Here is a 15,831-nt window from a genome sequence, read left to right on the forward strand (position 1 = left end):
CGGCTGGTCCTGCCCGATGCCGCTGCGCGACCACCCAGTGGTGGTGATGGGCCACGGCGGTGGCGGAGCGCTTTCGGCGGAGCTCACCCGGCACCTGTTCCTCCCGGCCTACGGTGGCCAGACGCTGGGAGCACTCACCGACTCGGCCGCCATCACGCTCGGCGGCGCTCGGCTGGCCTTCTCGACCGACTCCTACGTCGTCCACCCGCTGTTCTTCCCCGGCGGGAGCATCGGAGATCTGGCGGTCAACGGCACCGTCAACGACCTGGCCATGAGCGGAGCCGTTCCCGCCTACCTGTCCTGCGCGTTCATCCTGGAGGAGGGAACGGAGCTGAGCACCGTCGGGCGGGTCGCCCAGGAGCTCGGTGCGGCCGCCCGAGCGGCGGATGTCACCGTGGTCACCGGCGACACCAAGGTGGTCGACTCCGGCCACGGCGACGGGGTGTACGTGAACACGGCGGGGATCGGGCTGATCCCCGAGGGGGTGGACATCCGTCCACAGCGTGCCCGGCCCGGCGACGTGCTGATCGTCAGCGGGCCGATCGGACAGCACGGCATCGCTATCCTCAGCGTCCGCGAAGGGCTGACGTTCGGCACCGAGGTGGTCAGTGACACCGCGCCCCTGGCCGGACTGGTCCAGGCGATGCTCGCCGTCACACCCGAGATCCACGTCCTGCGCGACCCCACGAGAGGCGGCCTGGCCGCCGCACTCAACGAGATCGCCACAGCATCCGGCACCGGCGTCATCCTGGACGAGCGGGCGGTGCCCGTCCCGGAAGCGGTCGCCACCGCATGTGCCCTCCTCGGCCTGGACCCGATGTACGTGGCCAACGAGGGACGCTTGGTGGCCTTCGTGCCCAGGACCCACGCCGACGCGGTCCTGGACGCGATGCGCGCGCATCCGCTGGGACGTGGGGCGGCCGTGATCGGCGCGTGCGTGGCCGAGCACCCTGGCATGGTCGTGGCCCGTACCGGACTGGGCGGGACCCGGATCGTGGATCTGCCGCTCGGCGAGCAGCTGCCCCGGATCTGCTGAACGGCGTGGCCCTCGGGTGGCCGAGCGACACCGGCGAGCCGGACACTGAAGGGGCAAGAGCCGCCGGAATGCCGCGCGGAGGGAGGTACGCCCGTGTCCGAGACTTTCCACATCGTGAGCGATGTGATGACCCGAACGGTGGTCGCCGTCGGGCGTGACGCGTCGTTCAAGGAGCTGGTGCAGACGCTTGGCCGGTGGCGGGTGAGTGCCATGCCGGTGCTGGAGGGCGAGGGCCGTGTCATCGGCGTCGTCTCCGAGGCGGACCTGCTGCCCAAAGAGGAGTTCCGGGACAGCGATCCGGACCGCTTCCAGCAGCTGCGGCGCCTCCCCGACCTCGCGAAGGCGGGGGCGCTGACGGCGGAGGAGCTGATGAGCTCCCCGGCGGTGACCGTGCACCCGGACGCCACGCTGCCCGAGGCCGCCCGGATCATGGCCGTCCGAGGGGTCAAACGGCTTCCCGTGGTTGACGCCGAGGGCAAGCTGCTGGGAATCGTCAGCCGGGGCGATCTGCTGAAGGTCTTCCTCCGCTCGGACCAGGACATCGCGGAAGAGGTCCATCGCGCGGTGGTGTCCTACCTCTTCCCCGGCAGCAGCGTCCATGTCCACGTGAGGGAGGGAGCCGTCACGCTCAGCGGACAGCTGCGCGACACCTCGCTGATCCCCGTGGCCGCGCGCCTTGCCCGGGCCGTGGAGGGGGTCGTGGACGTGGAATGCCACTTCCGGGGCGTCGGACGCGACGAGACGGAGCACACGGCCTGAGGGCGATCCCCCGGAAACGCGTGGACGGGGCTACGGTTCGATGTCCAGCACGTCGTGGACCGGCCGTCTGGGGGTCTGTGTGCCCGGAGGGCCGTATCCGAGCCGCAGCACCATCTGTACGTAGGCCATGCCCGACATCGGGTCGCGCAGCGGCCAGCGCAGGTCCTGCCATTCCAGGGCCTGGGTGACGAACGAGGCGGACAGCCCCTCCAGCGTTGCCCGCAACAGAAGCCGCTCGACCGCCTGGCCGGTGCGCAGCCAGTCCACGGGACGGTTGCGGGAGGTGCTCAGCAACACCAGATGGGGGAAGGTCTCGAAGTCGGCGGTCGGGCGGCCGGGGATGGACTTGCCACCCGCGAAGTCGCGCATGGGAGCGTTGCCGACCCGGCGGCGGGGCCCGAAGGCGTACTCCGGGACCCCTTCGGTGGCCGGCCGTGCGTCGTCCGTGGCGCGGGTGAAGCGGGCCAGGTCCGCGGCGACGCCCGCGTCGGTGAGGTTGCGGGCCTCGCCCTCCAGCGCCAGGTCCACCACGGACCGCAGATGCCAGTCGGAGGCGAAGGACAGCGAGACCTGCTCCCGGTCTGCGGCGTCGACCAGGGCCGTCCGCACCGATGGGGGGATCTCGGTCTCGGCGAAGGGGTACCGGCTGGTGTGCCGGGTGCGCACGGCCGGGTACAGGGCGGCCGGATCGGCCTCGTCGCCGAGCGGGCGGGTCAGTGTCACGGAGGCCAGCAGCATCGGGTCGGCGGGGTCGGGCAGTGGCCGGGTCTGCGCCTCCCAGCCCTCGTGGGCCACCGCGACCCGCAGGTTCATCAGGGCGGCGCCACAGGCGATGTGCAGGGCGCGGAGTTCGGGGTCGAAGTGGGGCAGAGAGCCCCGGAGATCGGCCCGCAGATGGAAGACACGCCTCCGCCGGGAGTACTGGAACCGCCAGGGCTGGGCGTTGTGCATCGAGGGCGCCGCCGTGGCGTCTTCCACCAGCGACATGACCACCGCTTCGGAGAGCGAACGAGTGCTGCGGTGTGTTGTAGCGGACGCACGCTGCCCGGTTGCCTCCCGCTGCCCTTCGGCCCCGTGGCCGATGGGGTGAATGTGTGCGTCCGGTCCGGGGAACACAAGGGTGATCTGGTCGGTGTCCGACCACCGCACGTCATAGGGAGGTGTCCCGTCGTCATGGTGGAGTCCGACGATCTCACCGTCCCGTTTGGTGGCACCGCTGGTGGGGCTTTCGACAATCAGCTGGTCGCCGACATGGGCACGCATCGACATCCCGCCTCTCCTGCCTGACGTCGTCCACTGTGACACCGCCGGTGAGCGGTGTCCTGGGGGCGGAACGCCCTCGGCCGAGGGGCCGGATGGCCCCGTGGTGGGCCGAGTGGCCGGGAGAGGGAGCCATGAGGCTCATCCGGCGGCGCGGGCGAGCTGGCAGGCTCGGTGGCGGAGCCGGGCTCGACGAGGGAGTCGGGCTCCGCGGCGGAAACACCGGCCGGCCCACCGCGGGTGTGCGAGAGGAGTCGGAACATGCACCACAGAACGGTCGGAGACCTCATGACGCGCCCGGTGGTCCAGGCGCCCCGTGACATGCCGTTCAAGGAACTCGTGGCGCTGCTCGCGGAGAGCGACGTCACCGCCGTGCCGGTCGTGGACGGTTCGGGACGCCCGATCGGCGTGGTGTCCGAGGGCGATCTGCTGCGCAAGTCGTCCGGCCGGGCCGATCCCTCCGGTCTCCTGCCGGTCCCGCACCTGGAGGCGTGGGAGCGCGCGAAGGCGGAGGGGGCGAGGGCGGAGGAGCTGATGTCGGCGCCCGCCGTGTGCGCGCGTCCGGAGTGGACCGTCATCGAGGCGGCCCGGGTGATGTCGGACCGGAACATCAAACGGCTTCCCGTGGTGGACGAGACCGACAAGCTGCTCGGCATCGTCAGCCGTGGCGATCTGCTACGGGTCTTCCTGCGCCACGACGACGCGATCCGCGACGAGATCGAAAGGGACCTGCTGCTGCGGACCCTGCGGCTGGCGCCCTCGGCCGTGACGGTCGACGTACGGAAGGGCGAGGTCACGCTGGACGGATCGGTCGAGGCCAGGAGCCTGGTCCCGGTCATCGTGCGGCTCTGCCGCGGCGTGGACGGGGTGGTCTCGGTCACCGAACACATCGCCTACGGCACCGATGACACCGGCGGCTCCGCCCTGGCCGCGTGAAACCCCGGAAACCCGGAAACCCGGCGGGAGGCACTGCCATGGAACAAGTGGTCACCGTTGGTCTCGACGGCTCGCCCGAGAGCCTGGCCGCCGCGCACTGGGCCGCCGACGAGGCGGAGCGGCGTGAGCTGGCGCTGCGCCTGACACACGCCTGGATCCTGCTGTGCCCGCCCACACCCGACAGCCCCGCGGCGGACGACCAGAACTACTGGCCGAAGCGGATCATGCACGACGCGCACACCGAGCTGGCCCGTGACCATCCGAAACTCACCATCACCGAGGACTTGGTCGCGGACGAGCCCGAGACAGCCCTGCTCGACGCGGCGGCGCACTCCCGCATGCTGGTGCTCGGATCGCGCGGGCTGGACCGGGTGGCCAGCTTCTTCCTCGGCGACATCGGACTGCACACCATCGCCCGCGCCGAGCGCCCGGTGATACTGATGCGCGCGGGACAGGGAGCACGAGAACACCCGCGGCGGGTGGTCGTGGGCCTGAGCCTGCACGGCCCCCAGGACAACCTCCTGGAGTTCGCCTACGCCACCGCGTTCACCCGCGATGTGCCACTGCACGCCGTCCACGGCCGAAAACCCGACCGGACCCACACCCCCACCGGGGGCGATGACACGGCCCGGGACACCGTGGAGCGGGCGCGACAGGAGCTGGACGAAGTACTGCGGCCGTGGCGGGAGAAGTTCCCCCGGGTACGGGTCGTCGACGAGGTCCGGCTGGAAAGCCCGGCCCGGGCCGTCGTCCGGGCCGCGGCCGACAGCGATCTGCTGATGGTCGGACGGCGGAAGCACCCGCCCGCGCTGGGGCCACGCCTGGGGGCCGTGGTGCAGGCGGCGGTGCACCACGCGAGCTGCCCGGTCGCCGTCGTCCCCCACGAATGACGGGACGCGGCCGTCCTCGGAGATCACCATGAGTCATCCCATCACCGCAGGCGTGGACGGGTCACCCGAAAGCCTGGCCGCCGCCGACTGGGCGGCACGGGAGGCTCAGTGCCGTCGGGCTCCGCTGCGGCTGATCCACGCCTGGATGCTGCCGCCGCAGACAGCTCGTACCGCCCAAGCACCTGAGATGCGCAAACTCTGGGCGCAGGAGGCCCTGGAGTACGCCAAGGCGCGTCTGCTGGCCGACTACTCCGGGGTGCCAGTCTCTACCGAACTGGTCTCCGAGACGGCCGTCGAGGCCCTGGTGGCCCGGGGCGCGGACTCGGAGATGCTGGTGCTCGGCTCACACGGGCGTGGTGCTGTGGGGGGCTTTTTGCTCGGGTCCGTCGGCCTGCATGTGCTTGCGTTGTCCACGAGTCCCGTCGTGATGGTGCGGAGGTACGGAAGGAAGCGGGCCGGGCTTGGCACCGGCGATGTTGTCGTCGGCATCCAGGATCCGCCGGAGTCGGCCGCGCCGATCGAGTTCGCCTTCGCCACCGCCGCGGCACATGGAACGGGAGTGCGCGCCGTACGGGCCTGGGCGCCAGTGCCCGTGTTCGCCCACGGTCCACGGTCCCGGCGGCTTCTCGACGAGACGCGAGGCACCGACGCTGGCGAACGGGAGCGGCAGCGGTTGGCGGAAGCCGTTGGACTGTGGCGGGAGAAGTATCATGATGTCCCGGTGACCGAGCGGGTCGAACACGGCCACGCCACCGAGGTCCTGCTGGGGGCGGCTGCGCAGGCCGGGTTGATGGTGGTTGGCCGCCCCGCCCACCGGCCCGCCGTGGGCCCACGCCTCGGCCATGTCGCTCACGCGCTCCTCCACCACGCCGCGTGCCCCATCGCTGTCGTGCCCCACGACCCCTGACGCCACGTGCCTCAGCGGGCCCGGAAGGGAGAACCCATGGCGCGCCACACACCGCCGGGTGAGAGTGAACCAGTACGACTGCCGCGTGCCCCGTACGAGAAGGAGCTGCGCCGTCTGCAGATCGAGTTGGTGAAGCTCCAGGAGTGGGTGCGGGCCGAGGGACAGCGCGTCGTGGTGGTCTTCGAGGGGCGGGACGCGGCGGGGAAGGGCGGCGCGATCAAACGGGTCACCGCACGCCTCAACCCGCGTGTCGTACGCACCGTCGCCCTGCCCGTGCCCACGGACCGCGAACGCACCCAGTGGTACTTCCAGCGCTATGTCGAGCAGTTCCCGGCCGCGGGAGAGATCGTGCTCTTCGACCGCAGCTGGTACAACCGGGCCGGCGTCGAACGCGTCATGGGATTCTGCACCGATGAGGAGCACCAGCGTTTCCTCCACCAGTGCCCTCTCTTCGAGCGGATGCTGGTCGAGGACGGGATCCTGCTGCGCAAGTACTGGTTCTCGGTGATCGACGCCGAGCAGGAGCGACGGTTCCGCCGGCGCCTGAGCGATCCCACGCGGCGCTGGAAGATCTCCGCGATGGACCTGGAGTCCATCACCCGCTGGGAGGCGTACTCCCGCGCCAAGGACGAGATGTTCGCGTGCACCGATACCTCGGAGGCTCCGTGGTACGTCGTCGAGAGCGACGACAAGCGCGCCGCCCGGATCAACATGATCGCCCATCTGCTGTCGACCGTTCCGTACGGCGACGTCCGGCTCCCCGAATTGCGTCTGCCGCGCCGCCCCGCGCCCACCGGCTACCAGCGGCCGCCCAAGCACCTGCAGACCTTCGTGCCCGACCACGCGGCCTCGCTCCGGGCACCGGGCCGTGGGCCGGCGCCCGACGCGGACACGGCCGAGGGAAGGGGCCACGGATGACGGACACCACATACCGTCCCGGGACCGTCCACGCCCTGCTCGCCGACGGCTCCACCGTCGAGATACGCCCCGCGCTGCCGCGGGACCGGGACGCGGTCCTGCGGATGCATCGGGAGATGTCTCCCGAGGCCATGCGGCTGCGGTTCTTCGCCGTCAACCCGCGCTACGCACAGGAGGCGGCGGACCGCATCTGCGCGCCGGGACACCGAGGTTACCGTGCGCTCCTCGCGCTGGCCGGTGGCCGGGTGGTGGGGGTGGCCGAGTACACGGTGCTGCCCTTGGCACCAGGCGAACCGGTGTCCGCCGACATCGCCCTGGCCGTCGCCGAGGGCCGCCACGGGCAGGGCATCGGCACACTGCTGCTGGAACACCTGGTCCACGCGGCCCGGGAGGCGGGCATCTCCGGCTTCACCGCCGAAGCGCTCGCCGAGAATCACCAGGTCCTGAAGGTCTTCGCCGATCTGGGGCTGCGCACTTCCCGCCACTTCGACGGCACCGACGTCCACTGCATCGTGCACCTGGAGGAGGACGAGCACTACCTGGCGGCGGTGGACCGACGGGGCCGGATCGCCGATGTGGCCAGCCTGCGGCCACTGCTGCTGCCACGCTCGGTGGCCGTCGCGGGGGCGGGCCGGCGGCCCGGATCGGTCGGGCGGGCCGCGCTGAGGAACGTGCGGTCCGGTGGCTTCACCGGGGCGCTGTACGCGGTCAATCCGCACGCCCGGGTCATCGAGGGGACACCGGCGTTCCCCTCCGTGGCGGCTCTCCCGCTCGTACCGGATCTCGTCGTGCTCGCCGTACCGGCGCCCGCCGTGGCCGATGTAGCCGGGCAGTGCGGTACGGCGGGTGTGGGGGCGCTGGTCGTCCTGACGGCGGGGCTTGACACCGGTCAGGCGGAGGCGCTGTTCACCTGCTGCCGCCGCCACGGGATGCGGCTGGTGGGCCCCAACTGCCTGGGGATCGCCGATACGGCAGACGAGGCGCGCCTGAACGCCACGTTCGCCGCGCATCCTCCGCTGCCGGGGTGCGCGGGGGTCGCCGTGCAGTCCGGAGGGGTCGGCATCGCGCTGCTCGAGCGGTTCGGCCGGCTCGGCGTCGGCGTGTCCAGTTTCGTGTCGCTGGGCGACAAGTACGACGTCAGTGGCAATGACATGCTCCAGTGGTGGGAGGCGGATACGCGCACCCGGCTCGCCGTGCTCCACCTGGAGTCCTTCGGGAATCCGCGGGCCTTCTCCCGCACCGCGCGTCGTGTCGCCCGCACCATGCCCGTGCTCACCGTGGACGCGGGCCGCTCGGAGGCCGGGCGGCGCGCGGCCGCCTCGCACACCGCCGCCGCGGCCACCCCCACCATGACCCGCGGTGCCCTGTTCACCCAGGCGGGCATCATCGCCACCCGGAGTATCGCCGAACTGGTCGACACCACGGCCCTGTTGCACGCCCAGCCGCTGCCCGCGGGCCTCCGCGTCGCGGTGGTGAGCAACGCGGGAGGTGCCGGTGTGCTCGCGGCTGACGCCTGCGTCGACGCCGGACTCACCGTTCCCGCGCTGGACCCCGGTCCGGCCGGTGAACTGCGGGCTGTCCTGCCACCCGGCGCCGCCACCGGCAACCCCGTGGACACCACGGCCGCCGTCAGCGCCGACCGGATGCGCTCCTGTGTAGACCTGCTGGCGGCGCACGCAACCGTGGACGCCGTGCTGGTGGTGCTCGTGCCCACGGCCCTGGCCACCGGAACGCGGGACGACCCGTTGCTGGCCCTCACCGGCTCCCCGGGCCGGCACCCCTGCCCGGTGGCCGCGGTCCTCCTCGACCAGGAGGTGCCCGTACGGTTCCTCGTGAGCGGCGACGACCGCCCCGTCCCCGCCTATTCCGAGCCGCAGTCCGCCGCCCGTGCACTGGCCCCTGCCGCCCGCTACGCGCGCTGGCGCGCCGAACCGCCGGGCAGCGTGCCACCGCTGTCGGGCATCGACCCCGCCGGTGCCACGGCCGTCGTGGCGGAGTTTCTCACCCGTCACCCCGACGGAGGGTGGCCCGACCCCCGTGACTGCGCGGCCCTGCTCGACCGCTACCGCGTCCCCCAGCTGCCCTGGGCCTGGGCCGAGGACGAGGACACCGCCGTGGCGGCCGCACGGCACCTGGTGGCGGACGAGCGCGGCCGGGTGGCCGTCAAGGCGTACTGGCCCGGGCTGGTGCACAAGAGCGACCTGGGAGCGCTGCGGCTCGACCTGGAGGGACCGGACCAGGTGCGCCACGCCTATCGGGACCTGCGGGCGCGCTTCGGGGACCGTATGACCGGTGCGTTCCTCCAGCCCATGGCGCGCCGGGGTGTCGAGCTGTTCGCGGGCGTCGTCCAGGACGAGGTGTTCGGCCCCCTGGTGCTCTTCGGCCTCGGCGGCACCGCCACCGAGCTTCTCGCCGACCACGCCGCGAGGCTCGCCCCGCTCACCGACCGCGATGTCCACAGCCTCCTCACCGCTCCGCGCTGCGCCCCGCTGCTCTTCGGCTACCGGGGCGGCGAGGCCGTGGACCTGGAGGGACTGGAACAGCTGCTGCTGAGGCTGTCCCGGATGGCCTGTGACCTGCCTCAGCTCGCCGAGACCGACCTCAACCCGGTAGTGGCCCGGCCCGACGGAGTCGTCGCCCTGGACGTTCGGCTGCGCCTCCTGCCACGCCACGCCCACGACCCCTACCTGCGGCGACTCCGTGCTGCCCGGCAGTGGCGGACCTGAGCGAGCGTGGTGGCGTGCGCGCTCACACTCGCTGGGGCACGATCACGACCGGGCATGCGGAGCGGTGGAGTACGGCGTGGCTGACCCGGCCGAGCTGCAGCCCGGTGTGGTCACGGCGCCGGAGGGCGCCGACGACCAGCAGGTCGGCCTGCTCGGACACGTCCAGCAGGACCCGGTGCGCCGGTCCTTCGATGACTTCGCGATGGACCGTGATGCCCTCGTGCTCGCGTTCGGCCTGTTCCAGAACTTCGCTGAGGACGCCCGCCGCCTGCTCCTCGTAGATCAGGCCGCTCGCTTCACGCTCCAGCGGCGACTGACCTGCGCGGGGGTGTGCGGGGCGCAGCCAGGAGCGTACGGCGTGCAGTGCGGCCTCCCGCGACCGCGCCTCGCGGAAGGCGAACCGGACGGCCGCCGACCCCTCCACCAGGTCGCCGACCGCGAGGACGACGCGCCGGAGGGCGCCCGCGCGGTTCTTCTCCCCGCCTCGGACCACGGCCACGGGGGAGACGGCGCGTGCCGCCACCGCCAGACTGACCGACCCCAGAAGCGCTCCCGCGACCGCGCCCCTGCCACGGGACCCGGTGACCACGGCGAACGCCTCACGACTCTGCTCCAGCAGCGCCATCACGGTGTCCTCGGCCAGGACCTCGGCGGACACCTTCACGTCAGGGTTGCGCAACGTCGCGCGTTCCGCGCAGGCGGCGACGATGTTCTCGGCCGCCACATCGCCAGTGGGACGGTCGGTGCCGAACGAGGGCAGGCGGCCCTCATACCGTTCCCATCGGGAGGCATTGACCAGGTGCAAGGGGAGCTCATGGCGTGCCGCCTCGTCCACGGCCCAGTCCACGGCATCCAGGCTGGACTCCGATCCATCGACACCCACGACCAGCGGGAGCGCCATCATCCCCACCGCCTTTCCTCCGGTCGACTCGTCCGCCTCGGGTACCCCGTGGCCACGCACACACCGCCCCGCTTCGTCGCTTGGACCAATCCGTTCTGATGGCGGAGCTGGTCGGCTTCGGTCCCCATCGCCCGGTCCCGCGGGCGCCGGATGCGATCCCGGAACATCGGCCACACGATGAAGGCATGCCGACCCCTCGCCGCGCCGGGCGCTTCGCCGCGGGTCTGTCGCGGGAGGAAGCGGCGCGGCGGCTGGAGGAGCACGGGGCCAATGTCGTGGCCCGGGAACGGCGTACTCCGGTGTGGCGCCGTGTGTTGCAGCAGTTGCGCGACCCGCTGATCGTGGTGTTGCTCGTAGCCGCCGTGCTGACCCTGGCCACGGGAGACCTGCCCGACGCCTCGGTGATCCTGCTCGTCATCACGGTGAACACCGTGGCCGGCGTCGTCCAGGAGGTACGGGCGGAACGGGCCGTGGCCGCCCTGACGGCCCTCAGCGCGCCCACCGCCCGGGTGGTGCGCGACGGCGGGGAGTGTTCCGTACCGGCTGCCGACGTGGTGCCGGGAGACCTGGTCCTGCTGGGCGAGGGGGACATCGTGCCCGCTGACGGTGAGGTCGTCGACGCGGCCCTGCTCCTGCTCGACGAGTCGGCGCTGACGGGCGAGTCCGTCCCGGTGGAGAAGGCCGCCGACGCGGACCGGCCGCCGTCCACGGTGTCAGCGGGCACGGTGGTCGTCCGCGGCCGCGGACGGGTCCGGATCACCGGGACCGGCCCGGCCAGCGCGCTCGGCCGGATCGCCGCGCTGATGGGAACCGCGTCCGGACTGACCCCGCTGCAGCGCCGGCTGGCCCGGTTCGGCCGGGTGCTGGCGGCCGTCACCGTCGCGCTGTGCGCGGTGGTGCTCGCCTTGGGACTGGTCCGCGGACAGCCCGTCGAGCTGATGGTCGTGGCCGCGATCAGCCTCGCCGTCGCGGCCGTACCCGAGTCCCTGCCCGCCGTGGTCACCCTCGCCCTGGCCCTGGGGGCGCGGCGGATGGCGGAGCGACACGCCATCGTCCGGCGGCTGCCCGCGGTGGAGACCCTGGGCTCGGTCACGGTGCTCGCCACCGACAAGACGGGCACCCTGACCGAGGGCCGGATGGCCGCGGAGAGGCTATGGACGCCACAGGGCGAGGCCACTGTCAGCGGCATCGGCTACGGCCCCGAAGGCCACGTCGTACGCGACGGCCAACCGGTGACCGTGAGCGACGCCCCGGACCTGGCCGCGCTGCTGCGCGCCTCGATGCTGTGCAACGACGCAGCGCTGGAGCCTCCTCCGGACGCTGACGGACGGTGGCGTGCGATGGGCGACCCCACCGAGGCGGCCCTGCTCGCGGCCGGAGCCAGGCTGGGCCTGGACCGGCTCGCGCTGGAACGCGAACTGCCACGGGTCGACGAGATCCCCTTCGACAGCGCACGCAAGCGCATGACGACGGTGCACCGCGCGCCCCACGGCGGCGGACTGCGGGTCATGTGCAAGGGAGCCCCCGAGGTCATGCTCCGGCCGCCGGTCCTCATCGATCCCCCGGACACGCGGACCCGGGCCGCCGCCCAGGCCGAGACACTGGCCCGCGACGGATACCGAGTCCTCGCCATCGCCTCGGCCGACCACGACGAGAGGCGGCCCGAGAGCTCCGACGCCTGGGAATCGGAGCTTTCACTGCTCGGCCTGGTCGGCATCCTCGACCCGCCCCGCGACACCTCCCGAACCACCGTCACAGCGTGCCAACAGGCCGGTATCGCCCCGGTCCTCATCACCGGCGACCACCCCCTCACGGCACGGGCGGTGGCCGCGCGTGCGGGCATCGTGGCCCGGGAGGACGAGGTCACCACAGGTGAACGCATCCGTCAGGGCACCGCGGGTCCGCTGACCGCCTCGCGCGTCTACGCCCGGACCACGCCCGAGCAGAAGCTGGACATCGTCCAGGCGTGGCGCGCGGCGGGGCATGTGGTGGCGATGACCGGCGACGGCGTCAACGACGGCCCCGCGCTGCGCCGCGCGGACATCGGCGTGGCCATGGGCCGACGCGGCACCGAAGTGGCCCGCCAGGCGGCCGACCTGGTGCTCGCCGACGACAACCTGGCCACCGTCGTCGCCGCCGTCGAGGAGGGCCGCCGCGTCTATGCCAACGTGCGGCGGTTCCTGCTCTACGCTCTCGCCGGAGGAACGGCGGAAATCCTGGTCATGCTCGTCGGCCCGTTCCTCGGCATGCCCCTGCCACTGCTCCCCGCCCAGATCCTGTGGATCAACCTGCTCACCCACGGCCTCCCCGGTGTGGCACTCGGAGCCGAACCCGTCGAGCCGGGGGTGATGCGCCACCCACCACGCCCGCCCGAGCAGAGCGTCCTGGGCGCCGGACTCTGGCCGCGGCTCCTGGCCATGGGGGTCTTCGTCGCCGGTGTCACCCTGGTCGCGGCGGTCTGGGCCCGGGAGGCCGGACGCCCCTGGCAGTCCGTGACGTTCCTGGTCCTCGGCGCCACCCAACTCGGTGTCGCTCTGGGCTCCCGCGCCCGCCCCGGCAGCCTCGCCAACCCGTTCCTGCTGCTGGCTGTGGGGACGGCCCTGGCCCTGCAAGTGGCGGGCGTCTATCTCCCACCCCTGCGCGCTCTGTTGGGCACGGAACCACTTCCCCTGGTCGACCTCGCGATCGCCGGTGCGCTCTCCGGCCTGGGGCACATCGTCATGCGTGTACAACGAGGGCTCTTCCCGTCTCGCCCGCCCCGCACCCGCTCGGCGCCCGGCCCGGCATGACTGAACCGGCCGACGGCCGGGGTGGCGGCGCGGCCTCACGGCCCGGCGCCGGTGGCCCGGGGAAAGCCTGGGGTGCGCCAGATTTCGCCCGCCGTGGTGATCCCCAGGCCCTCGTGGCCGTCCAGTGCCTCGACCCAGTCACGGGCCCCGGCGCCCATGGCGAACGCGGCCGTGGCGTAGGCGTCGGTCCGGGTGAGGCCGCGGCCGGTCAGCGTGAGAGAGGCCAGGGCGGTGGCGGGCTCGCCGGTGTGCGGGTCCACCACATGCGCGCCGCGCTCGGCCGTTCCCGAGGTGGCGACGGCCAGATCGCGGCCGGTGACCACGGCGGCCAGCTCCCCGGGGCGGGTCGGGTGGGCGATGCCGATCCGCCAGGGTGTGCCGGGAGCGGCCGCGCCGCGCAGCTGAACGTCGCTGCCGCCGTTGACGCAGGTGTTGTGCGCCCCCGCCTCGTACAGCGTCCGTGACGCCCGCTCGATCGCCCAGCCCTTGACCATCCCGGAGGGGTCGAGCCGGCCGCCGGGGGTGTGGCTGAACCAGCCGCCGGTGGTGTGCGCCACCTCCTCGCACAGCGCGAACACCTCGGCCACCTCCGGCGCGCACCGCTCCGGGACCGGCTCGCCCCGACCCAGGCGGCTGATCACGCTGCCGGGGCGGTAGGTGGAGAAGACCTCGTCCACGTGGTGCAGCCAGGCCACGGCCTCCTTCAGGGCCCGGCGGACGGGCGGGGTGACCGGATCGCGGAGGTCGAAGGAGAACACCGTGCCCATGGCGTGCTCGACGTGGCGCGTTCCGCGCACGGCGGCGGACGCCTCAGACACCAGCTCTGTCCAGCGCGCTCTGCAGGGACCTGGCGTACCCCTCGCTGGTGTAGGTGGCACCGGAGACCGCGTCGATGTGCGCGCTCTGGGCGCTCAGCGCCTCCTGCGTCAGCCGGGGCACGGCGTCGGCGGCGATCTGCTGGGAGCGGGGGCGGTCGGATGGTGTCCGGAGCGCCCTGACGGCGGTGATCCTGCCGTGGGAGAGCGTGACGGACACCTGGACCGGTCCGTACGAGGTATTGATCACGCTGCCGGTGTACGTGCCGGAGGCGCCGCCACCCGTGGGCCTGTGCCCAGTCGGCGCGGGGGACGGTGACGCTCCCGGTGTCCCGGAGGAGGGTGGCGATGCCGTCATGTCCGGGGCCGGGTTCTGGTGCGGTTTGAGCGACAGCAGCAGGATCACTCCCGCCACGGTCGAGACGGTGGTCACGGCGGCCTTGCGCACGGTGGATCTCCTTCGGACGTGGCGCGGATCGGACTCAGAGCGCGAACGACTCGTGGTGGACACGGCGGCGCCGCACCCCCGCCTCGCGCAGGGCGCACAGCGCGGCCTCCGTCATGCCCGGCGGTCCGCACAGGTAGACGTCCCGTTCGGCGATGTCGGGCACCAGAGCGCGCAGTGCCCCAGCGGTCAGCGGAGAGGAGTAGGCGGCCGGCTCGTCGACGACGTAATGGACGGCCGCCCCGCGCGCGGCGGCGAGCGCGTCGAGCTCGCCACGGAGGGCCAGGTCCTCGGGGCGCCGGGCCCGGTAGACGAGGATCACCTCACCGGGCAGCGTCTCGAAGAGGGCCCGCAGCGGGGTGATCCCGACGCCGCCACCCAGCAGGAGGGTCTTGCGGGCGCGGCGGCGGCGTGCGGTGAAGGCCCCGTACGGACCCTCCGCGAATACCCGGGTGCCGGGTCGGAGACGGGCGAGGGCCGCACTGTGGCCACCGGACGCCTTGACCGTGATCCGCAGATACGCGGGGTGCGGAGCGGCCGACAGGGAGTAGGGATTGGCGGCCCACCACATGCCCCGGGTCAGAAACCGCCACCGGAAGAACTGGCCGGGCTCCGCGCGCAGCTCCGCCAGTCCGCTGCCCGACAGATAGACCGATACGACACCCGGAGCCTCCGGCCGGACCTCGGAGACGTACAGCCGGTGGCGCAGCGCCCGGCGCACCGGGACGGCGAACCGGTACCACCCCAGCAGCGCCGCCACGGCGATGTAGAGGGCGTACCAGGCCAGCTGGGCGGGGCGGTCTCCGGCGAAGTCGGCCCCGTCGGAGAGCTGGTGCCCGAAGGCCAGGAAGACCGCGAGGTAGGTCGCGAAGTGCAACAGGTGCCAGGTCTCGTAGGGGATGCGACGGCGCACGGCGCGCGCGGACACGATCGCGGTGATCAGGAACAGCAGGAAGCCGATCGTCCCCTTGAGCAGGTCGGGGTAGTGGAGGACCAGGGTGGTGGTCTGGTGCACCACCCCGGTGTGCGATTCCAGCGCGTACCCCCAGATGATCAGCAGGACATGGGCGCAGGCCAGCGAGATCGTGTAGCGGCCGCCCAGGGCGTGCCAGCGGGCCAGCCGGTCGGTGCCGATGGCGCGGTCCAGCAGCGGTACGCGCGCCATCAGCAGCAGGAGGATCGCGCAGGCGTAACCGGCGAGCAGCCCGGTGATCCGTCCGGCGCCGGTCAACCAGCCGGCGGCGCCGACGACCGAGGGGGTGTCGTTCCACCACAGCGCCAGGACAGTGGCGGCCCCGCCCCAGACCATCACGTGTGCGAGCACCGGGACGGGGCTGGGCGGGCGCGGTGCCGACCGGGACGGGCGGGTCCTGGCCGGGGCCGGCGGCGTCGTGCTGGTCATGGGGGTCCTCTCGGTGATGTGCCAGGTCAGCGTCGCCCGCGAAGCTC

At 72.7% G+C, this 15,831-nt stretch carries 13 protein-coding genes; 8 read left to right on the top strand and 5 right to left on the bottom strand.

The genetic code is table 11. From position 1 onward, the window contains the following. Positions 1-16: 16 nt before the first annotated feature. Entirely contained in the window at positions 17-1,036 is a 1,020-nt protein-coding gene (hypE, locus tag LIV37_RS48835) for a hydrogenase expression/formation protein HypE (RefSeq protein WP_121826701.1), read from the top strand. Positions 1,037-1,129: 93 nt separating this feature from the next. Continuing rightward, entirely contained in the window at positions 1,130-1,795 is a 666-nt protein-coding gene (locus tag LIV37_RS48840; protein WP_020874493.1) for a CBS domain-containing protein, read from the top strand. 30 nt (positions 1,796-1,825) lie between these two features. Here the strand turns inward: LIV37_RS48840 and LIV37_RS48845 are convergent, their stop codons facing one another. After that, positions 1,826-3,064, bottom strand: coding sequence for an Acg family FMN-binding oxidoreductase (locus LIV37_RS48845; RefSeq protein ID WP_020874494.1), 1,239 nt, complete (start codon positions 3,062-3,064; stop codon positions 1,826-1,828). A gap of 252 nt (positions 3,065-3,316) precedes the next feature. Between LIV37_RS48845 and LIV37_RS48855 the strand changes: the two genes are divergently transcribed. The 5 genes from LIV37_RS48855 to LIV37_RS48875 are packed head-to-tail and all read left to right on the top strand — an operon-like array spanning position 3,317 to position 9,432. After that, a complete protein-coding gene (locus LIV37_RS48855) occupies positions 3,317-3,991 on the top strand; it encodes a CBS domain-containing protein (RefSeq protein WP_121826480.1) in 675 nt (224 codons plus the stop codon). A gap of 38 nt (positions 3,992-4,029) precedes the next feature. After that, positions 4,030-4,881 (top strand): universal stress protein, encoded by an 852-nt coding sequence (locus LIV37_RS48860; RefSeq protein WP_020874496.1) that lies wholly within the window; start codon positions 4,030-4,032, stop codon positions 4,879-4,881. Between the two features lie 28 nt (positions 4,882-4,909). After that, positions 4,910-5,788 carry a universal stress protein gene (locus tag LIV37_RS48865; protein ID WP_121826479.1) on the top strand — a complete coding sequence of 293 codons (879 nt, stop codon included), beginning with the start codon at positions 4,910-4,912 and terminating at the stop codon, positions 5,786-5,788. 36 nt (positions 5,789-5,824) lie between these two features. Continuing rightward, positions 5,825-6,706, top strand: coding sequence for a polyphosphate kinase 2 (gene ppk2, locus LIV37_RS48870; protein WP_020874498.1), 882 nt, complete (start codon positions 5,825-5,827; stop codon positions 6,704-6,706). After that, on the top strand, positions 6,703-9,432 hold the full coding sequence (locus tag LIV37_RS48875; protein WP_020874499.1) for a bifunctional acetate--CoA ligase family protein/GNAT family N-acetyltransferase: 2,730 nt from the start codon (positions 6,703-6,705) through the stop codon (positions 9,430-9,432). The genes ppk2 and LIV37_RS48875 overlap by 4 nt, the downstream gene beginning before the upstream one ends. Positions 9,433-9,454: 22 nt before the next feature. On the opposite strand, the gene LIV37_RS48880 is transcribed toward LIV37_RS48875, so the two are convergent. Further along, positions 9,455-10,333: a universal stress protein gene (locus LIV37_RS48880; protein ID WP_121826699.1), complete on the bottom strand. Its 879-nt coding sequence runs from the start codon at positions 10,331-10,333 to the stop codon at positions 9,455-9,457. 185 nt (positions 10,334-10,518) lie between these two features. Between LIV37_RS48880 and LIV37_RS48885 the strand changes: the two genes are divergently transcribed. Beyond that, positions 10,519-13,122: a cation-translocating P-type ATPase gene (locus LIV37_RS48885; protein ID WP_121826698.1), complete on the top strand. Its 2,604-nt coding sequence runs from the start codon at positions 10,519-10,521 to the stop codon at positions 13,120-13,122. 35 nt (positions 13,123-13,157) lie between these two features. Here the strand turns inward: LIV37_RS48885 and LIV37_RS48890 are convergent, their stop codons facing one another. From LIV37_RS48890 to LIV37_RS48900, 3 genes are read right to left on the bottom strand one after another with little or no spacing between them, the layout of a single operon-like run. Beyond that, a complete protein-coding gene (locus LIV37_RS48890) occupies positions 13,158-13,889 on the bottom strand; it encodes an FAD:protein FMN transferase (RefSeq protein ID WP_121826478.1) in 732 nt (243 codons plus the stop codon). Between the two features lie 43 nt (positions 13,890-13,932). Further along, positions 13,933-14,385, bottom strand: a complete 453-nt coding sequence (locus LIV37_RS48895; protein WP_020874503.1) for an FMN-binding protein — start codon at positions 14,383-14,385, stop codon at positions 13,933-13,935. A 34-nt stretch (positions 14,386-14,419) separates the two neighbouring features. Further along, positions 14,420-15,784: a ferredoxin reductase family protein gene (locus tag LIV37_RS48900; RefSeq protein ID WP_121826477.1), complete on the bottom strand. Its 1,365-nt coding sequence runs from the start codon at positions 15,782-15,784 to the stop codon at positions 14,420-14,422. Positions 15,785-15,831 lie beyond the last annotated feature (47 nt).

This window comes from Streptomyces rapamycinicus NRRL 5491 (assembly GCF_024298965.1).
GTDB lineage: Bacteria > Actinomycetota > Actinomycetes > Streptomycetales > Streptomycetaceae > Streptomyces > Streptomyces rapamycinicus.

What these genes read in the sequence shown, in the direction of transcription:
- hypE (WP_121826701.1), top strand. Translation starts at nt 17, where the DNA reads ATGCCGCTGCGCGACCACCCAGTGGTGGTGATGGGCCACGGCGGTGGC.
- LIV37_RS48845 (WP_020874494.1), bottom strand. Translation starts at nt 3,064, where the DNA reads ATGTCGATGCGTGCCCATGTCGGCGACCAGCTGATTGTCGAAAGCCCC.
- LIV37_RS48855 (WP_121826480.1), top strand. Translation starts at nt 3,317, where the DNA reads ATGCACCACAGAACGGTCGGAGACCTCATGACGCGCCCGGTGGTCCAG.
- LIV37_RS48860 (WP_020874496.1), top strand. Translation starts at nt 4,030, where the DNA reads ATGGAACAAGTGGTCACCGTTGGTCTCGACGGCTCGCCCGAGAGCCTG.
- LIV37_RS48865 (WP_121826479.1), top strand. Translation starts at nt 4,910, where the DNA reads ATGAGTCATCCCATCACCGCAGGCGTGGACGGGTCACCCGAAAGCCTG.
- ppk2 (WP_020874498.1), top strand. Translation starts at nt 5,825, where the DNA reads ATGGCGCGCCACACACCGCCGGGTGAGAGTGAACCAGTACGACTGCCG.
- LIV37_RS48875 (WP_020874499.1), top strand. Translation starts at nt 6,703, where the DNA reads ATGACGGACACCACATACCGTCCCGGGACCGTCCACGCCCTGCTCGCC.
- LIV37_RS48880 (WP_121826699.1), bottom strand. Translation starts at nt 10,333, where the DNA reads ATGGCGCTCCCGCTGGTCGTGGGTGTCGATGGATCGGAGTCCAGCCTG.
- LIV37_RS48885 (WP_121826698.1), top strand. Translation starts at nt 10,519, where the DNA reads ATGCCGACCCCTCGCCGCGCCGGGCGCTTCGCCGCGGGTCTGTCGCGG.
- LIV37_RS48890 (WP_121826478.1), bottom strand. Translation starts at nt 13,889, where the DNA reads ATGGGCACGGTGTTCTCCTTCGACCTCCGCGATCCGGTCACCCCGCCC.
- LIV37_RS48900 (WP_121826477.1), bottom strand. Translation starts at nt 15,784, where the DNA reads ATGACCAGCACGACGCCGCCGGCCCCGGCCAGGACCCGCCCGTCCCGG.